At 70.6% G+C, this 15948-nt stretch carries 15 protein-coding genes; 8 read left to right on the top strand and 7 right to left on the bottom strand.

Annotated features, from left to right (window positions below; translation table 11 throughout):
- The first annotated feature begins 111 nt into the window (after positions 1-111).
- On the top strand, positions 112-1806 hold the full coding sequence (locus tag ACEXHE_RS06195; protein WP_374785101.1) for a DEAD/DEAH box helicase: 1695 nt from the start codon (positions 112-114) through the stop codon (positions 1804-1806).
- A gap of 94 nt (positions 1807-1900) precedes the next feature.
- Here the strand turns inward: ACEXHE_RS06195 and ACEXHE_RS06190 are convergent, their stop codons facing one another.
- Together ACEXHE_RS06190 and ACEXHE_RS06185 are read right to left on the bottom strand one after the other, a co-directional pair.
- Positions 1901-2959 (bottom strand): 4-hydroxy-3-methylbut-2-enyl diphosphate reductase, encoded by a 1059-nt coding sequence (locus tag ACEXHE_RS06190; RefSeq protein ID WP_374785256.1) that lies wholly within the window; start codon positions 2957-2959, stop codon positions 1901-1903.
- 132 nt (positions 2960-3091) lie between these two features.
- On the bottom strand, positions 3092-4042 hold the full coding sequence (locus ACEXHE_RS06185; RefSeq protein WP_374785100.1) for a hypothetical protein: 951 nt from the start codon (positions 4040-4042) through the stop codon (positions 3092-3094).
- Positions 4043-4136: 94 nt separating this feature from the next.
- Here ACEXHE_RS06185 and xseA point away from each other — a divergent pair, with 94 nt between their 5' ends.
- Genes xseA through ACEXHE_RS06170 form a run of 3 tightly spaced genes read left to right on the top strand, consistent with a single transcriptional unit; the run spans position 4137 to position 6433 of the window.
- Positions 4137-5417 (top strand): exodeoxyribonuclease VII large subunit, encoded by a 1281-nt coding sequence (gene xseA, locus ACEXHE_RS06180; RefSeq protein ID WP_374785099.1) that lies wholly within the window; start codon positions 4137-4139, stop codon positions 5415-5417.
- On the top strand, positions 5414-5704 hold the full coding sequence (locus ACEXHE_RS06175; protein ID WP_091693148.1) for an exodeoxyribonuclease VII small subunit: 291 nt from the start codon (positions 5414-5416) through the stop codon (positions 5702-5704). Before xseA ends, ACEXHE_RS06175 begins: the two co-directional genes overlap by 4 nt.
- 15 nt (positions 5705-5719) lie before the next feature.
- A complete protein-coding gene (locus ACEXHE_RS06170) occupies positions 5720-6433 on the top strand; it encodes a VOC family protein (RefSeq protein ID WP_374785098.1) in 714 nt (237 codons plus the stop codon).
- An 87-nt stretch (positions 6434-6520) separates the two neighbouring features.
- Here ACEXHE_RS06170 and ACEXHE_RS06165 read toward each other — a convergent pair whose 3' ends face one another.
- The 5 genes from ACEXHE_RS06165 to ACEXHE_RS06145 form a co-directional block, all read right to left on the bottom strand.
- Positions 6521-7123, bottom strand: a complete 603-nt coding sequence (locus ACEXHE_RS06165; protein ID WP_374785097.1) for a type 1 glutamine amidotransferase domain-containing protein — start codon at positions 7121-7123, stop codon at positions 6521-6523.
- 90 nt (positions 7124-7213) lie between these two features.
- Positions 7214-8074 (bottom strand): PPK2 family polyphosphate kinase, encoded by an 861-nt coding sequence (locus ACEXHE_RS06160; RefSeq protein WP_091693139.1) that lies wholly within the window; start codon positions 8072-8074, stop codon positions 7214-7216.
- 10 nt (positions 8075-8084) lie between these two features.
- Positions 8085-9317 carry a pyridoxal phosphate-dependent aminotransferase gene (locus tag ACEXHE_RS06155; RefSeq protein ID WP_091693889.1) on the bottom strand — a complete coding sequence of 411 codons (1233 nt, stop codon included), beginning with the start codon at positions 9315-9317 and terminating at the stop codon, positions 8085-8087.
- Positions 9318-9407: 90 nt separating this feature from the next.
- The gene (locus tag ACEXHE_RS06150; protein WP_374785096.1) at positions 9408-10505 is read right to left on the bottom strand and encodes a glycine betaine ABC transporter substrate-binding protein; all 1098 of its coding nucleotides are present in this window, start codon (positions 10503-10505) and stop codon (positions 9408-9410) included.
- The gene (locus ACEXHE_RS06145; protein ID WP_374785095.1) at positions 10502-10963 is read right to left on the bottom strand and encodes an NUDIX hydrolase; all 462 of its coding nucleotides are present in this window, start codon (positions 10961-10963) and stop codon (positions 10502-10504) included. Before ACEXHE_RS06145 ends, ACEXHE_RS06150 begins: the two co-directional genes overlap by 4 nt.
- A gap of 77 nt (positions 10964-11040) precedes the next feature.
- Between ACEXHE_RS06145 and ACEXHE_RS06140 the strand changes: the two genes are divergently transcribed.
- From ACEXHE_RS06140 to ACEXHE_RS06125, 4 genes are all read left to right on the top strand, one after another.
- A complete protein-coding gene (locus ACEXHE_RS06140; protein WP_374785094.1) occupies positions 11041-12885 on the top strand; it encodes a tetratricopeptide repeat protein in 1845 nt (614 codons plus the stop codon).
- A 73-nt stretch (positions 12886-12958) separates the two neighbouring features.
- Positions 12959-13633 (top strand): hypothetical protein, encoded by a 675-nt coding sequence (locus ACEXHE_RS06135; RefSeq protein WP_374785093.1) that lies wholly within the window; start codon positions 12959-12961, stop codon positions 13631-13633.
- A 41-nt stretch (positions 13634-13674) separates the two neighbouring features.
- On the top strand, positions 13675-15255 hold the full coding sequence (locus ACEXHE_RS06130; protein WP_091693127.1) for a cell wall metabolism sensor histidine kinase WalK: 1581 nt from the start codon (positions 13675-13677) through the stop codon (positions 15253-15255).
- Complete coding sequence (locus tag ACEXHE_RS06125) at positions 15252-15947, top strand: response regulator transcription factor (protein WP_091693122.1); 696 nt, start codon at positions 15252-15254, stop codon at positions 15945-15947. Before ACEXHE_RS06130 ends, ACEXHE_RS06125 begins: the two co-directional genes overlap by 4 nt.
- The last annotated feature ends 1 nt before the right edge of the window (position 15948 follow it).

The raw sequence follows: 15948 nt of genomic DNA, 5'->3' as shown, positions 1-15948 counted from the left end.
CGGGAACTGCCCGCCCGGTGCCGGCCAGCACCGCGATGATCGGCCCTTGTGACGCCGCTGCCGCCTGTGCCAGGGCCGGGACTTCTTCTCCCCGGACGGATTTACCTCTCAGTGACCACCTCTTCTTCTGCTGTCCTCACCGACGGCTTCCTTGACCTCGGCGTGCCCTCGAACCTCGTGGACGCCCTCGCCCCTCAGGGCATCACCTCCCCCACCCCCATCCAGGCCGCCACACTGGCCGATTCGCTCGCCGGGCGCGACGTGCTCGGCCGTGGGCGCACCGGATCGGGCAAGACCTACGCCTTCCTGCTGCCCACCGTGGCCCGCCTGAGTGATGCACAGAACCGACGTCGGCCCCAGCCGAACCGGCCGCGCGCGCTGATCCTGGCTCCCACCCGTGAACTGGCCATCCAGATCGAGGCTTCCATGGCCCCGCTCGCCCAGGCCACCGGCCTCTCCACGCTGACGATCTTCGGCGGTGTGGGACAGAACCCGCAGGTCAAGGCCATGCAGCGCGGCGTCGACGTGCTGGTGGCCTGCCCCGGCCGCCTGCTGGACCTGATGGGACAGGGACACATCGACCTCTCCTCCGTGGATCACCTGGTGATCGACGAGGCCGATCACATGGCCGACATGGGCTTCCTGCCGATGGTCCGGCGCATCATGGACAAGGTCCCCGCGGCCGCCCAGAAGATGCTCTTCTCCGCCACCCTGGACGAGGGCGTGGGCGTGCTGGTCAAGAAGTACCTGCGCAACCCCGTGGTCCACGAGGCCGATTCGGCGGTCTCCCCCGTCTCCACCATGGACCACCATGTGCTCTCCGTGGACGGCGAGGCCAAGATGACCACGCTGGCCGATCTGTGCGCCGCACCGGGACGGACCATCGTGTTCACCCGCACCAAGTACGGGGCCAAGAAGGCCGCGCGGAAGCTGCGCCAGAACGGTGTGGCCGCCCTGGAGCTGCACGGCAACCTGAGCCAGAACGCCCGTACCCGCAACCTGGACGCCTTCCACAGCGGCACCGTGGAGACCCTGGTCGCCACGGACATCGCCGCCCGCGGCATCCACGTGGACAACATCTCCCTGGTGGTCCACGCCGATCCTCCCGCCGAGCACAAGGCCTACCTGCACCGCTCCGGGCGCACCGCCCGCGCCGGTCAGGCCGGCACCGTGATCACGCTGGCCGGCTCCGACCAGCGTGAGGAGGTGCGCCAGCTGATGCGCGCGGCCAAGATCAAGCCGACCGTGCACGGCGACGGCACCGACCGTCAGGTCCTGGAGCAGCTGGCACCCGGTCAGCGCACGTTCCTGAACCCCACCGATGTGGAGAAGACCGTCGCCGGTCTGGGCTCCCAGGGCAGCGGATCAGGCTCGGCCGCCTCCGGCCAGTCCGGGCAGGGCGGCTCCGCCCGATCCGGCGGCTCCGGTGGCCGGTCTCGCGGCGGACGCGGCCGCGGCCGGGGTGGCCAGGGCGGTTCCGCCGCCAGCGCCTCCCCGCGCCTGGGCGGTCAGCGCTCCGAGCGTCCTGCACGGGGCGAAGGATCCTCGCCGTCCCGCCGAGACGGGCATGCCCAGCGACCCGCCTCGGCCTCCGCCGCACCGACCGCCTCGGGCTCAGCCCGCCGCGGCAACCGCCGTGCAGGCTCCTCCGCCGGCGCCCCGGCCTACACCTCGGAGACCGGCCGTGGCAGCACCGACCACCGTGGCGAGCGCAGCGGCCGCGACGGTGGGGAGCGTGGCTCCGCCAGCGGAACCAGCGGCCGGGCACGCACCGGACGGAGCCGTCGTCGGGCCCCTCAGCGCTGACCTGAGACCGCACACCGGCCTCTGCTCCTGAACAGACAGAACCCCTGCACCGGATCACCGGGCAGGGGTTCTGTGTGTCAGCTGCGTGAGGCGATCAGGCCTTCACGTTCTTCCCGCGTCCGCCCAGGGAACGGGAGTCGTCCCCCACGCGCTTGAGCTCAGCGCGCAGCTCCTTGGGCAGGGAGAAGATGATGTCCTCCTCGGCGGTGACCACCTCGTCCACGGTCTCGTAGCCGTACTGGGCCAGCAGGTCCAGCACCTCGCGGACCAGGACCTCGGGCACGGAGGCACCGGAGGACAGGCCCACGGTGGCCACGCCCTCGAACCAGGACTCGTCCACCTGGTTGGCGAAGTCCACGCGCTCGGCCCGGGCCGCCCCGTACTCCAGGGCGACCTCCTTGAGCCGGACGGAGTTGGAGGAGTTGGCCGAACCGACCACGATCACCAGATCGCACTGCGGGGAGATCATCTTGATCGCCGCCTGGCGGTTGGAGGTGGCGTAGCAGATGTCATCCGAGGGCGGGTCCTGCAGGTTCGGGAACCGCTCGCGCAGGATCGAGACGATCTCCAGGGTCTCGTCCACGCTCAGGGTGGTCTGGGAGAGCCAGATCAGGTTGTCCGGATCCTCCACCTGAACCGTGCGGGCCTCATCCGGGTTGTTGATGATGGTGGTGTGCTCGGGCGCCTCACCGTAGGTGCCCTCCACCTCCTCGTGGCCCTCGTGCCCGATCAGCAGGATCTGCTTCTCCTGCTTGGCGAAGCGCACGGCCTCGCGGTGCACTTTGGTGACCAGCGGGCAGGTGGCGTCGATGGTCTGCAGATTGCGTTCGGCGGCTTCGTTGACCACGGCCGGGGAGACACCGTGCGCGGAGAAGACGGTCAGGGCGCCCTCGGGCACCTCGTCCAGCTCCTGCACGAAGATCACGCCGCGCTCCTCCAGCGTCTGCACCACGTGCCGGTTGTGCACGATCTCCTTGCGCACGTACACCGGGGCTCCGTGCACCTCAAGGGCCTTCTCCACGGCCACCACGGCGCGGTCCACACCGGCGCAGTAGCCGCGCGGTGCGGCCAGCAGCACGGACTTCTCCTTCGCCACGGGGGCGGCGGCCTCCACCTCCTCGCGGCTGCGGCGGGTGCGCGGCACCTGGGGCATCCCGACGGCGACCGGCCGGCCCGATCCTTGAGGTGCGGCTCCCACGGAGGGTCCCGCCGGCGCGGCGGCAGGTGCGGTGGTCACGGAGGCAAAGGGGGCGGCAGACATGTCCCCCATGCTACCGGCGGGACCTCAACGCGAGTTGGCCGCCCGGGCGGTTCCGCTCCGGGCCGAGCCGATCAGCATCCCGAGCACCGCGAGGGCCACGGCCACCCCTCCGCCCACGATGATCAGCGTGGTGTCCGGCAGGGCATACTCACGCACTCCGGCGATCAGACCCTCCGCCACGGCGTGGGCCACACCGGTGGTGCCCACCGCCTCCATGGACTCCAGTCCGTGCCGGCCGGCGATCCCGGCCGCAGCAGCCGAGATGCCGGCTGCGGCCAAGGCGGTGAACCGCTGACGTCCGGGCGCCAGCAGCAGGCTGAGCACCAGGGTCAGGACGGCTCCCCCGGCCAGCCAGGGCCAATGCCGGACGTTGTCCTCCAGCCACACCACCTGCTCTGGAGTGATGACCTCCGGGTCGGGCACGTTCAGGTCCAGGGCGATCCGGTAGTCCTGCTGGGTGTTCTCCTCTACCGCGTCTGCGGCCATCTCCCCGAACGGGATCTGCCGCAGCCCCTCCACGATCCGGTCCTGCCCCAGGTCGGCGATCGGTCCGATCTGCAACTCCACGGTGGCGGCGTCCGCGGGCAGAGCGGATCCGGTCTGGGTGCGGTCCGACCGGGCGGCGTCCAGCTTGACCAGCCAGTCCGTGCGGGTCTGTTCGAGCGTGTCTGACCAGGCTTCGGTGAAGCGGTCGTCGTTCAACAGGCCGGCCGCGGCACCCTCCACGAGCTGGACGATCCCCTCCTCGAACTGGGCCGGGAGCAGGTCCGGGATCTGGTCCCGCACCGCGCCGCTGACCGCCGGGGGCAGTCCCTGCTGCACCGAGTCCAGCTCCACCACCGGCCCGGCGATCTCCTGCAGCGGCTCCGGGGTGTGGACCAGGGCATCCAGTCGTGCTCCGGCCACGGACAGCGCGGCCAGCAGCCCCGCCGCGACGGCCAGCAGCAGGGACAGAAGCAGTCTCAGGGTGCGCACCGGGACCTCCAGGGGGAACGGGGTGTGCTGTGCAGGACAGAGCCGGGGTGTGGACCGACCCGTCCAGCGTAGTGGCCGCGAGTGGTAGGAATGAGTGGTGGACTCCTCCCCTGCCCCCAGTTCGCTGCCGGCCACCGCTGCCGGGACCAGCGCCGAGCAGCCCTGGCCGCTGCGTCTGCTCTCGGAGAACCTGAAGAAGTACATCGAGCGTGCCCCGCAGGCCTGGATCGAGGGGCAGCTGATCGAGTACAAGGTGATCCGCGGGAACGCCTGGATGACCCTGCGGGACCTGGATGAGGACTACTCCCTGCCGGTCACCGCCTGGAGGAACGTGGCCGCCACCCTGGAGGGCACCGTCCAGCAGGGTTCGCGCGTGGTGGCCTGCGTCAAGCCCAGCTTCTACACCAAGACCGGGCGACTGAGCATGATCGTCTCGGCCATGCGTCCGGTGGGGATCGGGGACCTGCTGGCCCGGGTGGAGAACCTGCGCCGGGCCTTGGACGCCGAAGGGCTGCTGGACCCCTCCCTGAAGCAGCCCCTGCCGCTGCTGCCGCAACGGATCGGGCTCATCACGGGCAAGGACTCCGACGCGCAGAAGGACGTCATCCGCAACACCCTGCTGCGCTGGCCCGCCGCCCAGTTCGAGATGCGCGAGGTCGCCGTCCAGGGTGCCCACGCACCGAGGGAGGTGATGGCGGCACTGGCCGATCTGGATGCCCACCCGGAGGTGGACGTGATCGTCATCGCCCGCGGCGGTGGTGCCCTGGAGGAGGTCATCCTGCCCTTCAGCGACGAGGCCCTGGTCCGCGCGGTGGCCGCCGCCCAGACCCCTGTGGTCTCGGCGATCGGCCACGAGGCCGACCGGCCCGTGCTGGACGATGTGGCCGACCTGCGCGCCTCCACGCCGACCGACGCGGCCAAGAGGATCGTCCCGGATGCCGCCCAGGAGCTGGCTGGCACCACCGACGCCCGACTGCGTTTGGCCGCCGGAGTGGAGCGGCTCGTCCGGCATGAGGCCCAGCGCCTGGAGGCACTGCGCACCCGTCCGGTGATGGCCCAGCCGGAGCGCCTGGTGAGCGATCGCGCCGAGGATGTCCAGCGCCTCGTGGACCGCTCTCGCACCGCCCTGGCGAGCGCACTGACCAGGGAGGCGGACGTCGTCGGGCATCTGCGGGCGCGCGTGCGCTCCCTGTCCCCCCAGCACACCCTGGACCGAGGCTATGCCGTGGTCCAGCACGCCGGTGAGGTGATCCGGCGTGCAGACCAGGTCAACGCCGGGGACGCCCTGGACATCCTGGTGGCCGCCGGACGGATCGGCGCCACCACCACCGACACCCACACCCCCGAGAGCACGAGCGCAGAGGACCACACATGAGCACCGCAGACCAGACCTCATCCGAACCGGCCGTGGAGGGCTTCTCCGGGGCGGACACCTCGGACATCGCCGCCATGAGCTACGAACAGGCCCGGAGCGAACTCGTGGAGACCGTGGGGCGGTTGGAGGCCGGCGGGGCGGGGCTGGAGGAGTCCCTGGCGCTGTGGGAGCGCGGGGAGGCACTGGCAGACCGCTGCGAGCAGTGGCTGGCCGGGGCCCGGCAGAAGCTCGATGAGGTCCGCGCCCGGGCCGGCGCTGGGGACGGTCCCTCCGCGCAGGGCGACTGAGACCGCGGATCGGCCATGCGCCTGGAGAACATCAATCTCGACTGCGTGGACTCCGCCGCGGCCGGGACGTTCTGGGCCGAGGTGCTGGGTGCCGAGATCATCACCCGGGAACCGACCCTGTGGGAGGCCCGCCTGCGCGTGGGCGAGTTCTGGATGGACCTGTGCTTCGAGACGGTCCCCGAGCCGGGGCCCGACCCGCGTGAGCACCGCCTGCACCTGGACCTGGCCGGAGGGCCGGATCACGCGGCGACCGTGGAGCGGCTGATCGCGCAGGGGGCGCGTCCCCTGGACACCGGTCAGGGTGAGGTGGCGTGGACGGTGCTGGCCGACCCGGAGGGCCGCCCGTTCTGCGTGCTGGAGGACCGGCCCGAGTATCAGGGCACCGGACCGATCGCCGCGCTGCCGTTGGACAGTGCCGAGCCGGCCCGGGACGTTAAGTTCTGGCAGGCGATGACCGGTTGGGACCGGGCCGACCACCGGGTGCCCGCGTTGAGGCACCCCTCCGGTCAGGGCCCGTTGCTGGAGCTGTGTCCGGAGCAGGGACCGAAGGGCGCACTCAAGAACCGCATGCACCTGGATGTGCGCCCCACGGACGGCCAGACCCAGGAGGAGCTCGTGGAGGTGGCCGTGCGGGGTGGGGCTGAGGTGATCACGCCTCCGGGCCGATTCCCGTGGATGATCCTGATGGACCCCAGCGGCAACGAGTTCTGCATCCTCGCCGCTGCATGACCCCCATCACGTGCGCGCCAACTCGGTCGACACGCCGGTCGGGACCCTAGTTGGCGTGCACGTGATCGGGTGGGGAGGTGTGCGGGGTCAGGCGGTCTGGCCCTCGTGCTTGCCCTCGGCGATCTCCTCGACCATCTTGGCGTTGAACGCATCCAGGTCGTCCGGGTTGCGGCTGGTGGTCAGGCCCTCGTCCACCACGACCTGCTCGTCCACCCAGTTGGCGCCGGCGTTCTTCAGGTCGGTGGAGAGCGAGGAATAGGAGGTCATCGTTCGGCCCTCCACCACCCCGGCGTTGATCAGGGTCCACGGGGCGTGGCAGATCGCGGCCACCGGCTTGTGCTGCTCGAAGAAGCCACGGACGAACCGCAGCACGTCCTCGTCCTCGCGCAGGGAGTCGGCGTTCAGGGTGCCGCCGGGCATGACCAGGGCGTCGAAGGCCGAGGGCTCCACCGAGCCCACGTGGTGATCCACCGGGAAGGACTCGCCGTGCTCCCAGTCGCCCTGCATGGCGGTGATGTCGCCCTGCTCGGTGGAGACCAGGGCTGGGGTCCCGCCAGCGGCGATGACCGCCTCCCACGGGCTGGTCAGCTCGACCTGCTCCACGCCGTTGGTGGCCAGGAAGGCCACCGACTTGCCGGAGAGGGGCTGCTGGGTCTGTGCGTTCTCGTTCGGGGTGTTGTTCTCGCTCATGTCACCACCCTAGCCAGGCACCCCGGGGCCTGAGAAGCACCCGGCGACCGGCCGTCGTCGGGACAGCCGGGTGACCGGTCAGCGGACCCGTCAGCTGGCGGCCAGGCGCCTCTTCTCGGCCTCGACGTCGAAGTCGGCCACCGGCCAGGACAGATCCATGGCGCTCAGCGCCTCGATCAGCAGCTCCTGCACCGCCATCCGCGAATACCACTTGCGGTTGGCCGGGACGATGTACCACGGGGCGTGGTCGGCGTCCGTCTCGGCGACGGCGATCCGGTAGGCCTCCATGTACTCATCCCACAGGGCACGCTCGTCCACGTCCCCGGGGTTGTACTTCCAGTGCTTGTCCGGCCGTTCCAGCCGCTCGGTCAGGCGCTCCTTCTGCTCGTCCTGGGAGATGTGGAGCATGACCTTGATGATCCGGGTGCCGGCATCGGCCAGCTCCTGCTCGAAGTCGCGGATGGCCTGGTAGCGCTGCTCGATCTCCGGCAGCGGGGTCAGCTCACGCACCCGGTGGACCAGCACGTCCTCATAGTGCGAGCGGTCGAACACCCCGACCATGCCCGGCTCGGGGACATGCTTGCGGATGCGCCAGAGGAAATCGTGCTCCAGCTCCTCCGCCGTGGGCTTCTTGAAGGCGACATCCCGCACGCCCTGCGGGTCCATGGCCCCGGCCACGTGGCGCAGGATCCCGCCCTTGCCGGCGGTGTCCATGGCCTGCACCACCAGCAGCAGCGAGTGGTCCTGGCCGGTCTCGGCACGGCCGTTGGCGTAGAGCAGCTCCTGCAGATCGGCCAGCTGAGTGGCCCGGGCCGCCAGGGTGGCCTGGCCTTCGGCCTTGCCGCCGCCGTATCCGGGCTTGGTGTCCGGGTCCACGTCCTGGGGGCCCAGCAGGGCACCGTCTGCGGTCCGGGCCCGCAGCAGGGCGGCCGCGTTCTGCGGCGGATCCATCACCAGTCTCTTAGCGCTCACGGTAGTCCTCCAGGAAGTCGGCGATCCGTCCGATGGCGATCTCCAGGTCGTGGACCGAAGGCAGGGTCACCAGGCGGAAATGGTCAGTGTCCGGCCAGTTGAAGGCCCGGCCGTGGGAGACCAGGATCTTCTGCTGGCGCAGCAGGTCGATGACGAAGCGCTCGTCATCCTCGATGGGGTAGACCTCGGGGTCCAGCCGCGGGAACAGGTACAGGGCGCCGTCGGCCGGCTGCACGCTGACCCCGGGGATCTCGGAGAGCAGCCGCTGGGCGGTGTTGCGCTGCTCCAGCAGCCGCCCGCCCGGCAGGATCAGGTCGTTGATCGACTGGTAACCGCCCAGGGCGGTCTGGATGGCGTGCTGGGCCGGGACATTGGCGCACATGCGCATGTTGGAGAGCAGGGTCAGGCCCTCGAGGAAGTCCTGCGCGCGGTGCTTGGGTCCGGAGACGGCCACCCAGCCGGAACGGTAGCCGGCCACCCGGTAGGCCTTGGACAGACCGGAGAAGGTCAGGGTCAGCACATCGTCCGAGAGGGAGGCGGCGTTGATGTGACGGGCGCCGTCGTAGAGGATCTTCTCGTAGATCTCATCGGCCATCAGCACCAGGTTGTTCTTCCGGGCGATCTCCACCACCCCCATCAGCACCTCGCGGGTGTAGACCGCGCCCGTGGGGTTGTTGGGGTTGATGATCACGATCCCCTTGGTCCGTTCGGTGACTTTGGAGGCGATGTCCTCCAGGTCCGGGGCCCACCCCTCCTCCTCCACGCAGCGGTAGTGCACGGCGTTGCCGCCGGAGAGGGTGGTCGCCCCGGTCCACAGCGGGTAGTCCGGGGAGGGGATCAGGATCTCGTCGCCGTCGTCGACCAGGGCCTGCAGCACCATGGAGATCAGCTCGGAGACGCCGTTGCCGATGAACACGTCATCCACGTCGATGTCCATGATCCCGCGGGACTGGTAGTACTGGCTGACCGCGGTGCGCGCCGAGTAGATGCCCTTGGAGTCCGAGTAACCCTGCGCGTTCGGCAGGTTGGAGACCATGTCCTTGAGGATCGCGGTGGGCGCCTCGAAGCCGAACGGTGCCGGATTGCCGATGTTCAGCTTCATGATCCGGTGGCCCGCCGCCTCCATGCGCTGGGCCTCCTCCAGGATGGGGCCGCGCACGTCATAGCGCACATTGAGCAGCTTCGTGGACTGCCTGATCTGTCCGGTCCGAGGTGATGACATGGCCTCCATCATTCCACCCGACGACGGCCACGCCCCCTCATGACACCGGTGACAGGTCAGATGGTGGTCCAGGAGCGGATCAGCGGTGGATCAGAACCAGCCCTCGGGCCGGGTCTCCAGGCCGTTCTGCACCAGCCAGTACTGAGCCGCCTCCTCCGGGGTCAGCGGGTCAGGTCCTTCCAGCAGGCTCTGCAGCTCCGCCAGCTGCGCACCGTCCAGCCGCTGCATCACCTCAGAGACCGCGCCCCGTGCTTCAGGGGGAAGCCCGTCCGGATCCGCTACCACCGCCAGTCGCCCCTCCGGGAGGATCCGATCTGGGTCCTCCAACGGGACCAGCGCGTGATGACTGATCGCCGGGTCGGTGCCGTACAGCAGCGCCACCTGCGCCTCGTCGGCCACCAGGGCCAGGGCTGGCTGACGGTCCCCCGTGTCCACCCACTCCTGGGGGGCACATCCGGCCAGGACGCTGAGGCGCTCGGCCTCGACCTCACCCCAGGCCAGCGGTGCCAGGGCAAGATCCTCACACTGTCCGTTCAGGTCCACCAGGCTGTCCAGCTCATGGAGCCGGGCGAGGGTCGCGGTGGTGACCGCCTGCAGACGCAGTGTGGCCGAGGACTCGGCCAGCAGCTCGACACCCTCGGGCAGCTGCTCGCGGGCCCACCGCGCCACTGCCCCGGCGTCCGGCGCGGCCTCCCCGCCGGGCACGGGCTTCGGTGCCACCGACGCCGTGGCCTCTGCATCTGCGGTGGGACCGGCCGCATCCGGTGATGCGGTCGGCTCGTCCGCCGAGGGCGAGGCGTCCGGCTCGGGCGAGGGGTCCGCCGTCGGGCTCGGGGCCGGTCCTGCCGCCTCGTCCGGTGCCAGGCGGGCCATCATCCCCAGGGTGTCCACGACGGCGGCGCCCTCACCGGTGACCCGCTGCCACGGCTCGGCCGTAGCCTCGCCGACCTCGGCGGGCGCACCCCGGTGGGTGAGATGCCGGGCCAGCACGTGGGCGACGATCGTCTCCTGTGCGGAGCTGCCCGGATGCAGGGTCAGCGCCGTCTCCACGGGCTGGGTGGATGCCGTGCCGGTGGGATTGGGCGGCGGAGTGGCCGGCCCCTGGGTGCAGCCGGTCACCAGCGTCAGACCGGCGAGCAGACCGAGACAGCCCAGGGTGATCGGTCGGTGGCGGCGGGGATCGCTCATGCCGCGGCCTCCGGAAGGTCGATCCCGGCCAGCTCGAGGGCGGCGAGCACCACGGGCGAGACCCTGTGGGGCTCGGCCGTGCGCAGCCGGGCCAGCTCCGAGAGCGGCAGCCATGCCGCGTCGATCGAGGAGCCGCCCACCTCTGCCCGCAGTGTCCCGGAGACGGTCTGGGTGCGGAAGATCACCTGCACGGCCAGGAGCGGGCGTGGCTGACCGTGCAGTCTCCTCTCGGCGGGGATGGTCCGGCTGGTCACGCCCAGCAGCCCCTGCAGGACGGAGTGGTACCCGGTCTCCTCCTCGATCTCGCGGATGCAGGACTGCTCAGGGGTCTCGCCGACCTCCATGCCGCCGCCGGGCAGGGTCCACACCGGATGGTTCGGACCGTCCCACAGGCTCAGCAGCAGCTGGTCCTCCTGCAGCACCACGCCATATGCCCCCACGCGGGTGTCGAAGTCCATGGTCGTCAGTCTAGGAGCAGGGAGCAGGTCTGGAATAATGGGCGGGCCTGCCACCGCCGACCTGAAGGGAGGAGCCGATGAGCGAGGACACCTCACCGGAGGACTCCCCGGGACCAGGGCAGGACCAGAGCCCGGCGCTGCCGGAGGATCTGGCACCGCGGCTGCAGGCCGTGCTCACTCGAGCGGCTGCGCTGGAGACGGTCGATCAGCCGCACACGGCTCGCGGCTGGCTGGACCAGGCCTACGAGGCCGCCTATGCCGAAGACCCTGTCCGGGCCGCTGAGGCCGCCAGAGCCGGACTCGACGCCCCGGGTGGTCAGGAGCCGACCACGCGGCTGAGTCTGCTGCGCGCCCTGGCCTCCATCGCCGAGATGTCCGGACGGACGGCCGAGGTCAGCGAGCACATCGAGTCCAGGGCCGCCCTGCTGGAGGATCGGGGCCAGCCCCACCGGGCCAGGATGGAACGTGAGCTCGGCGCCATGCTCCTGCGCGAGCCGGAACCCTTCGAGGCCACGGTGCTGGAGGGCGTGCTGGACCAGGAACGACGCCGGTCCCAGACCACGGCGGACTCCATCCTCGGAGACGCCCTGGTGGCCCTGGCCGTGCGCCGCGTCGAGGACGGTCGGTTCGAGGAGGCCCACGAGCTGCTCACCGAGTGCCTGTCCTGGTACGAACGGCGTGAGTCCCTGGACAGTCCGGTCCCCGAGGAGACCTGGGCCGCCACCCGCATGTTCCTGGCCCACGTCCACCTGATGTCCCACGAGTCCCTGCAGGCCGACGCGATCGCCAACCTGGTGCTCTCCGCTCCGGCCAACCGGGCCGTGCGCGCGGCCATGTGGATGCTCAAGGCCGTGGTGGAACAGGAGGCCGAGCATGGCTTCCTCGCCGCGGACCATGCCCTGCGTGCCGTGGAGCTGCACGCCGCCGCCGGCGTCCGCAAGGGCTCGGCCTCGGCGGCGGCCCTGCTGGCCGGGATCGCGGCGGACGCCGATGACCAGCAGACCTCCGTCCTGGCCTGGAAGGTCGCTGTGGCCCAGGCCGAACAGGGCGAGGTCCCGGAGGCCTCCGCCCTCACCCTGGCGCTGGGTCACCAGCTCCTGGAGGCCGACGAGCACGCTCTGGCCGAACGTGTCCTGGCCGGGCTGGTCCGCCGGGAGGAGGCAGCACACCGGCTCCCCGGTCTGGCCAGGGCCCTGGTGGACCTCGGACACGCCGCTCGGCATCAGGACCGACCCGAGGAGGCGTTGAAGCACTGGGACCGGGCCGCGCAGCTGTTCCTGGAGGCGGACTCCCCGGACGAGGCCGCCCGCATGCTCCTGGCCGCCGGCGCCCTGCTGAACCGCGAGGACCGCTCCGAGGAGGCGGCCGACCGCTTCCGCCGCGCCGTGGAACTCTCCCGGGAGGTCGTGGACCAGGACCCCGCCGTGCTCCCCCAGGCTCTGCACGCCCTGGGCCATGTGCTGGCCGAGCTGGGCGACGAGAGCGGCGTGGCCCTGCTGGACGAGGCCATCGCCCTGGCCAAGGACTCCTCGGCGGCCTGGCACGAGGCCGACTTCACGGACACCCGGGCCCGGGCGCTGTGGGCGTTGCGGAAGGGACCGGCCGCCGTCTCCTCCGCGCTGACCGCCGCAGACCTGTTCACCGCCACCCAGGACTCCACGTCCGCCTCCAACGCGGAGCTGTTCGCCGCCTACGTCCTGCTCGAGCAGGAACGCGCCGAAGAGGCCTCCACTCTGTTCCGCATCATCGCGGACCAGCAGGACGGCGCCCAGCACGTCCAGATGGCCGCCTGGCTGGGATTGGCCCAGTCCCTGGACCTGCTGGGGGACGACGACGGCGCCCTCCAGGCACGTCAGCGCGCCGACGAGGTCGCCCACCTGCCGGACGAGGAGCCCGACTCCGCAGACCCCCACCAGGACTGACTCTCACCGCTTCCTCATCTGCGCCGCCGCTGTTCTCATCATCGGCTCATCGGGCTCCGGCACCATGGAGGGCATGAAGGACACCGGAACAGGACTCAAAGCCGCCGTGGCGCTGATGATCGTGGCTGTGCTCGCCGCCGTCGGCGTGGCCATGGCCTCAGCGCGCCCAGGAGCAGTGGATCTGGGTCCGCTGCTGGCGGTGAGCTCAGAGTCCGCCACTCCGGGAGCCCGCAACGCCCCGTCGGCCGGTGACGGGACCTCTGAGTCCCCCGCGTCGGCCACTGCCTCCGCCTCCCCCAGCGCCTCGGCGTCAGCCTCCCCCTCACCCACGAAGGCCGCTCAGGCGGCCCCTGAGGACCGGCTCAAGCGACCCGAGATCTCCTCACGGCCTGCACCCACCACCGAAGCTCCTCCCCGCGCCGCCTCCCGAGGGACCACCTCCGGGTCCGGCACCGGCGGAGCCGGCACGAGCGGATCGGGCACCTCCTCCGGGTCTGGCACGAGCGGAGCAGGCACCTCCACCGGGTCCGGCACCTCCACCCGGTCCGGCACGTCCTCAGGGTCCGGATCCTCCACCGGCACCGCCCCCCGCCGGTCACAGGCACCGGCTCCCGTCCCGGTTCCCGCACCCGCCCCGTACGTGGGAGATGACGACGATGACGACTGGGACGACGATGACTGGGATGATGATGACGATGACGATGACGACTGGGATGATGACGAGGACGACGACGATGACGATGACTGAGCCGCAGCCGGGCCGCCTGGCCCCCGCGCTCTGATCCCGTCATGAGCCCCTCATCCCGCTCCGGACGCACGACCCCGGAGAGAGCCTCTCGTTCCCTGCAGCGGTGGCGCGGGCTGCCCGTCCGCACCCGCCTGATGTCCCTGCTGGTGCTGCTGACCACCCTGACCCTGGTGGTCTCCGGCGGCACCGCCTACGGCCTGCAACGCACCGCCATCAACCAGAGGATCGACGACTCCCTGGAACGCTCCGTGGAGGAGTACCGGATCCTGGCCCAGGAAGGCGTGGACCCTGCCACCGGCCAGCCCTTCACCGAGGCCGACCAGCTGGTCTTCGTGGCCATGCAGCGCACCATGCCCGCCCGCAACGAGGGCATGCTCGGCTTCCAGGGCGGCCGGATCACCTGGACGGCCAATGACGCCGTGGAGCTGCGCCTGGAGAACGACCCGGAACTGGTGCAGTGGGCTCTGGACAACTCTGACCGCTCCTCCACGATCATCGAATCGGTCCGCACCACGGTCACCGACTACCGCGGGGTGCTGGTGGTGGTCCAGCTCTCCGGGGACGACACCCCGGCCATGCTCCTGCTCGCCTACGACCATGATGCAGAGCTGGACGAGCTGGAGAACACCTTCCTGACCTACTCCCTGGTGGGGCTGGGCGTGGTGCTGCTGGTCTGCCTGATCGGCTGGGTCCTGATGGGCCGGCTCCTGCGCCCTCTGCGGGACCTGCAGGACACCGCCTCGGAGATCTCCGCCACGGACCTGCGCCGGCGCGTCCCGGTCAGCGGCTCCGATGACGTGGCTGAGCTGGCCTCCACCTTCAACCAGATGCTGGACCGGGTGGAGGGTGCCGTGGACTCCCAGCGGCAGCTGCTGGACGATGTCGGCCACGAGCTGCGCACTCCCATCACGATCGTGCAGGGCAACCTGGAGATCCAGGACGTCACCGATCCGGAGGACGTGGCCGAGTCCCGGGACACCGCCCTGGACGAACTGGACCGGATGCGCCGCCTGGTGGACGACCTCGTCACCCTGGCCAAGGCAGGCCGGCCCGACTTCGTGGACCGCGAGCCGACCGATGTCCAGGAGCTGACCCGCGCCGTGGTGGCCAAGGCCTCCCAGCTGGGCACGCGCGTCTGGACCATGGACCACGCCGCGGACGTCGTCGTGCCCCTGGATGCCCAGCGCATCACCCAGGCGTGGCTCCAACTGGCCTCCAACGCCGTACGCTATTCGGAGGAGGGGACGAAGGTCTCCATCGGGTCGCAGGTGCTGAACGGGACACTGCGGCTCTGGGTCCGTGACCAGGGCATCGGGATCGCCCCCGAGGACCAGGAGCGGATCTTCGAGCGGTTCGGACGCGGTGCCAACAGCACGCGCTCCGAAGGCTCGGGGCTGGGTCTGAACATCGTCACCGCGATCGTCCGTGCCCACGGCGGGACCGTGGACGTCCAGTCCGCTCCCGGGGTGGGGTCCACCTTCTATTTGGACCTTCCCGCGGAGGGCGATCTGGACGCCCCCGACGACGGCCAGCTCCATCCAGACACGGCACCGGAGACGCTCGGTGCCAGCAGCACCCGGGGCTTCGGGCCCCGGCAGGACCAGAGGGACGAGAGAGCATGAACCAGATCCTGATGATCGAGGACGAACCGCGCATCAGCGCCTTCGTGTCCAAGGGGCTCAAGGCCGAAGGGTTCGCCACCACGGTGGCCACCACGGGGCGTGAAGGGCTGGTGCTGGCGCTGACCGGCGGATTCGAACTGGTCATCCTGGACCTGGGACTGCCGGACATCGACGGCTTCGAGGTGCTCCAGCGCATCCGCGCCCAGGACCAGGAGCTGCCGGTCATCATCCTCACCGCCCGCACCTCGGCAGACGACACCGTCACGGGTCTGACCTCCGGGGCGGACGACTACATGCCCAAGCCGTTCCGGTTCGCCGAACTGGTGGCCCGCGTGCGCCTGCGGCTGCGCCCGGACCCCCAGACCCCGGGGCCGGCCCAGGACACGGTGCTGCGCCATGCGGACCTGGAGATGGACCCGGTGCGCCACACCGTGACCATCGGCGGCTCCGAAGTCGATCTCTCCGCCCGGGAGTTCTCCCTGGCCGAGACCTTCCTGCGCCACCCCGGGCAGGCACTGAGCCGCGAGCAGCTGCTCTCCCGGGTGTGGGGCTATGACTTCGATCCCGGGTCCAATGTGGTGGACGTCTATGTGCGCTACCTGCGCAACAAGCTCGGGGCCTCACGCATCGTCACGGTCCGCGGTGTGGGCTACCGGCTGGTGGACGAGAAGGACTACGCCCCCGAGGACTGAG

Origin of the sequence: Micrococcus sp. IITD107 (assembly GCF_041927415.1) — a bacterium.
Taxonomy (GTDB): Bacteria; Actinomycetota; Actinomycetes; order Actinomycetales; family Micrococcaceae; genus Citricoccus; species Citricoccus terreus.
Note: the sequence above shows the minus strand (reverse complement) of the source record. Positions and strands in the feature narration are given on the sequence as shown.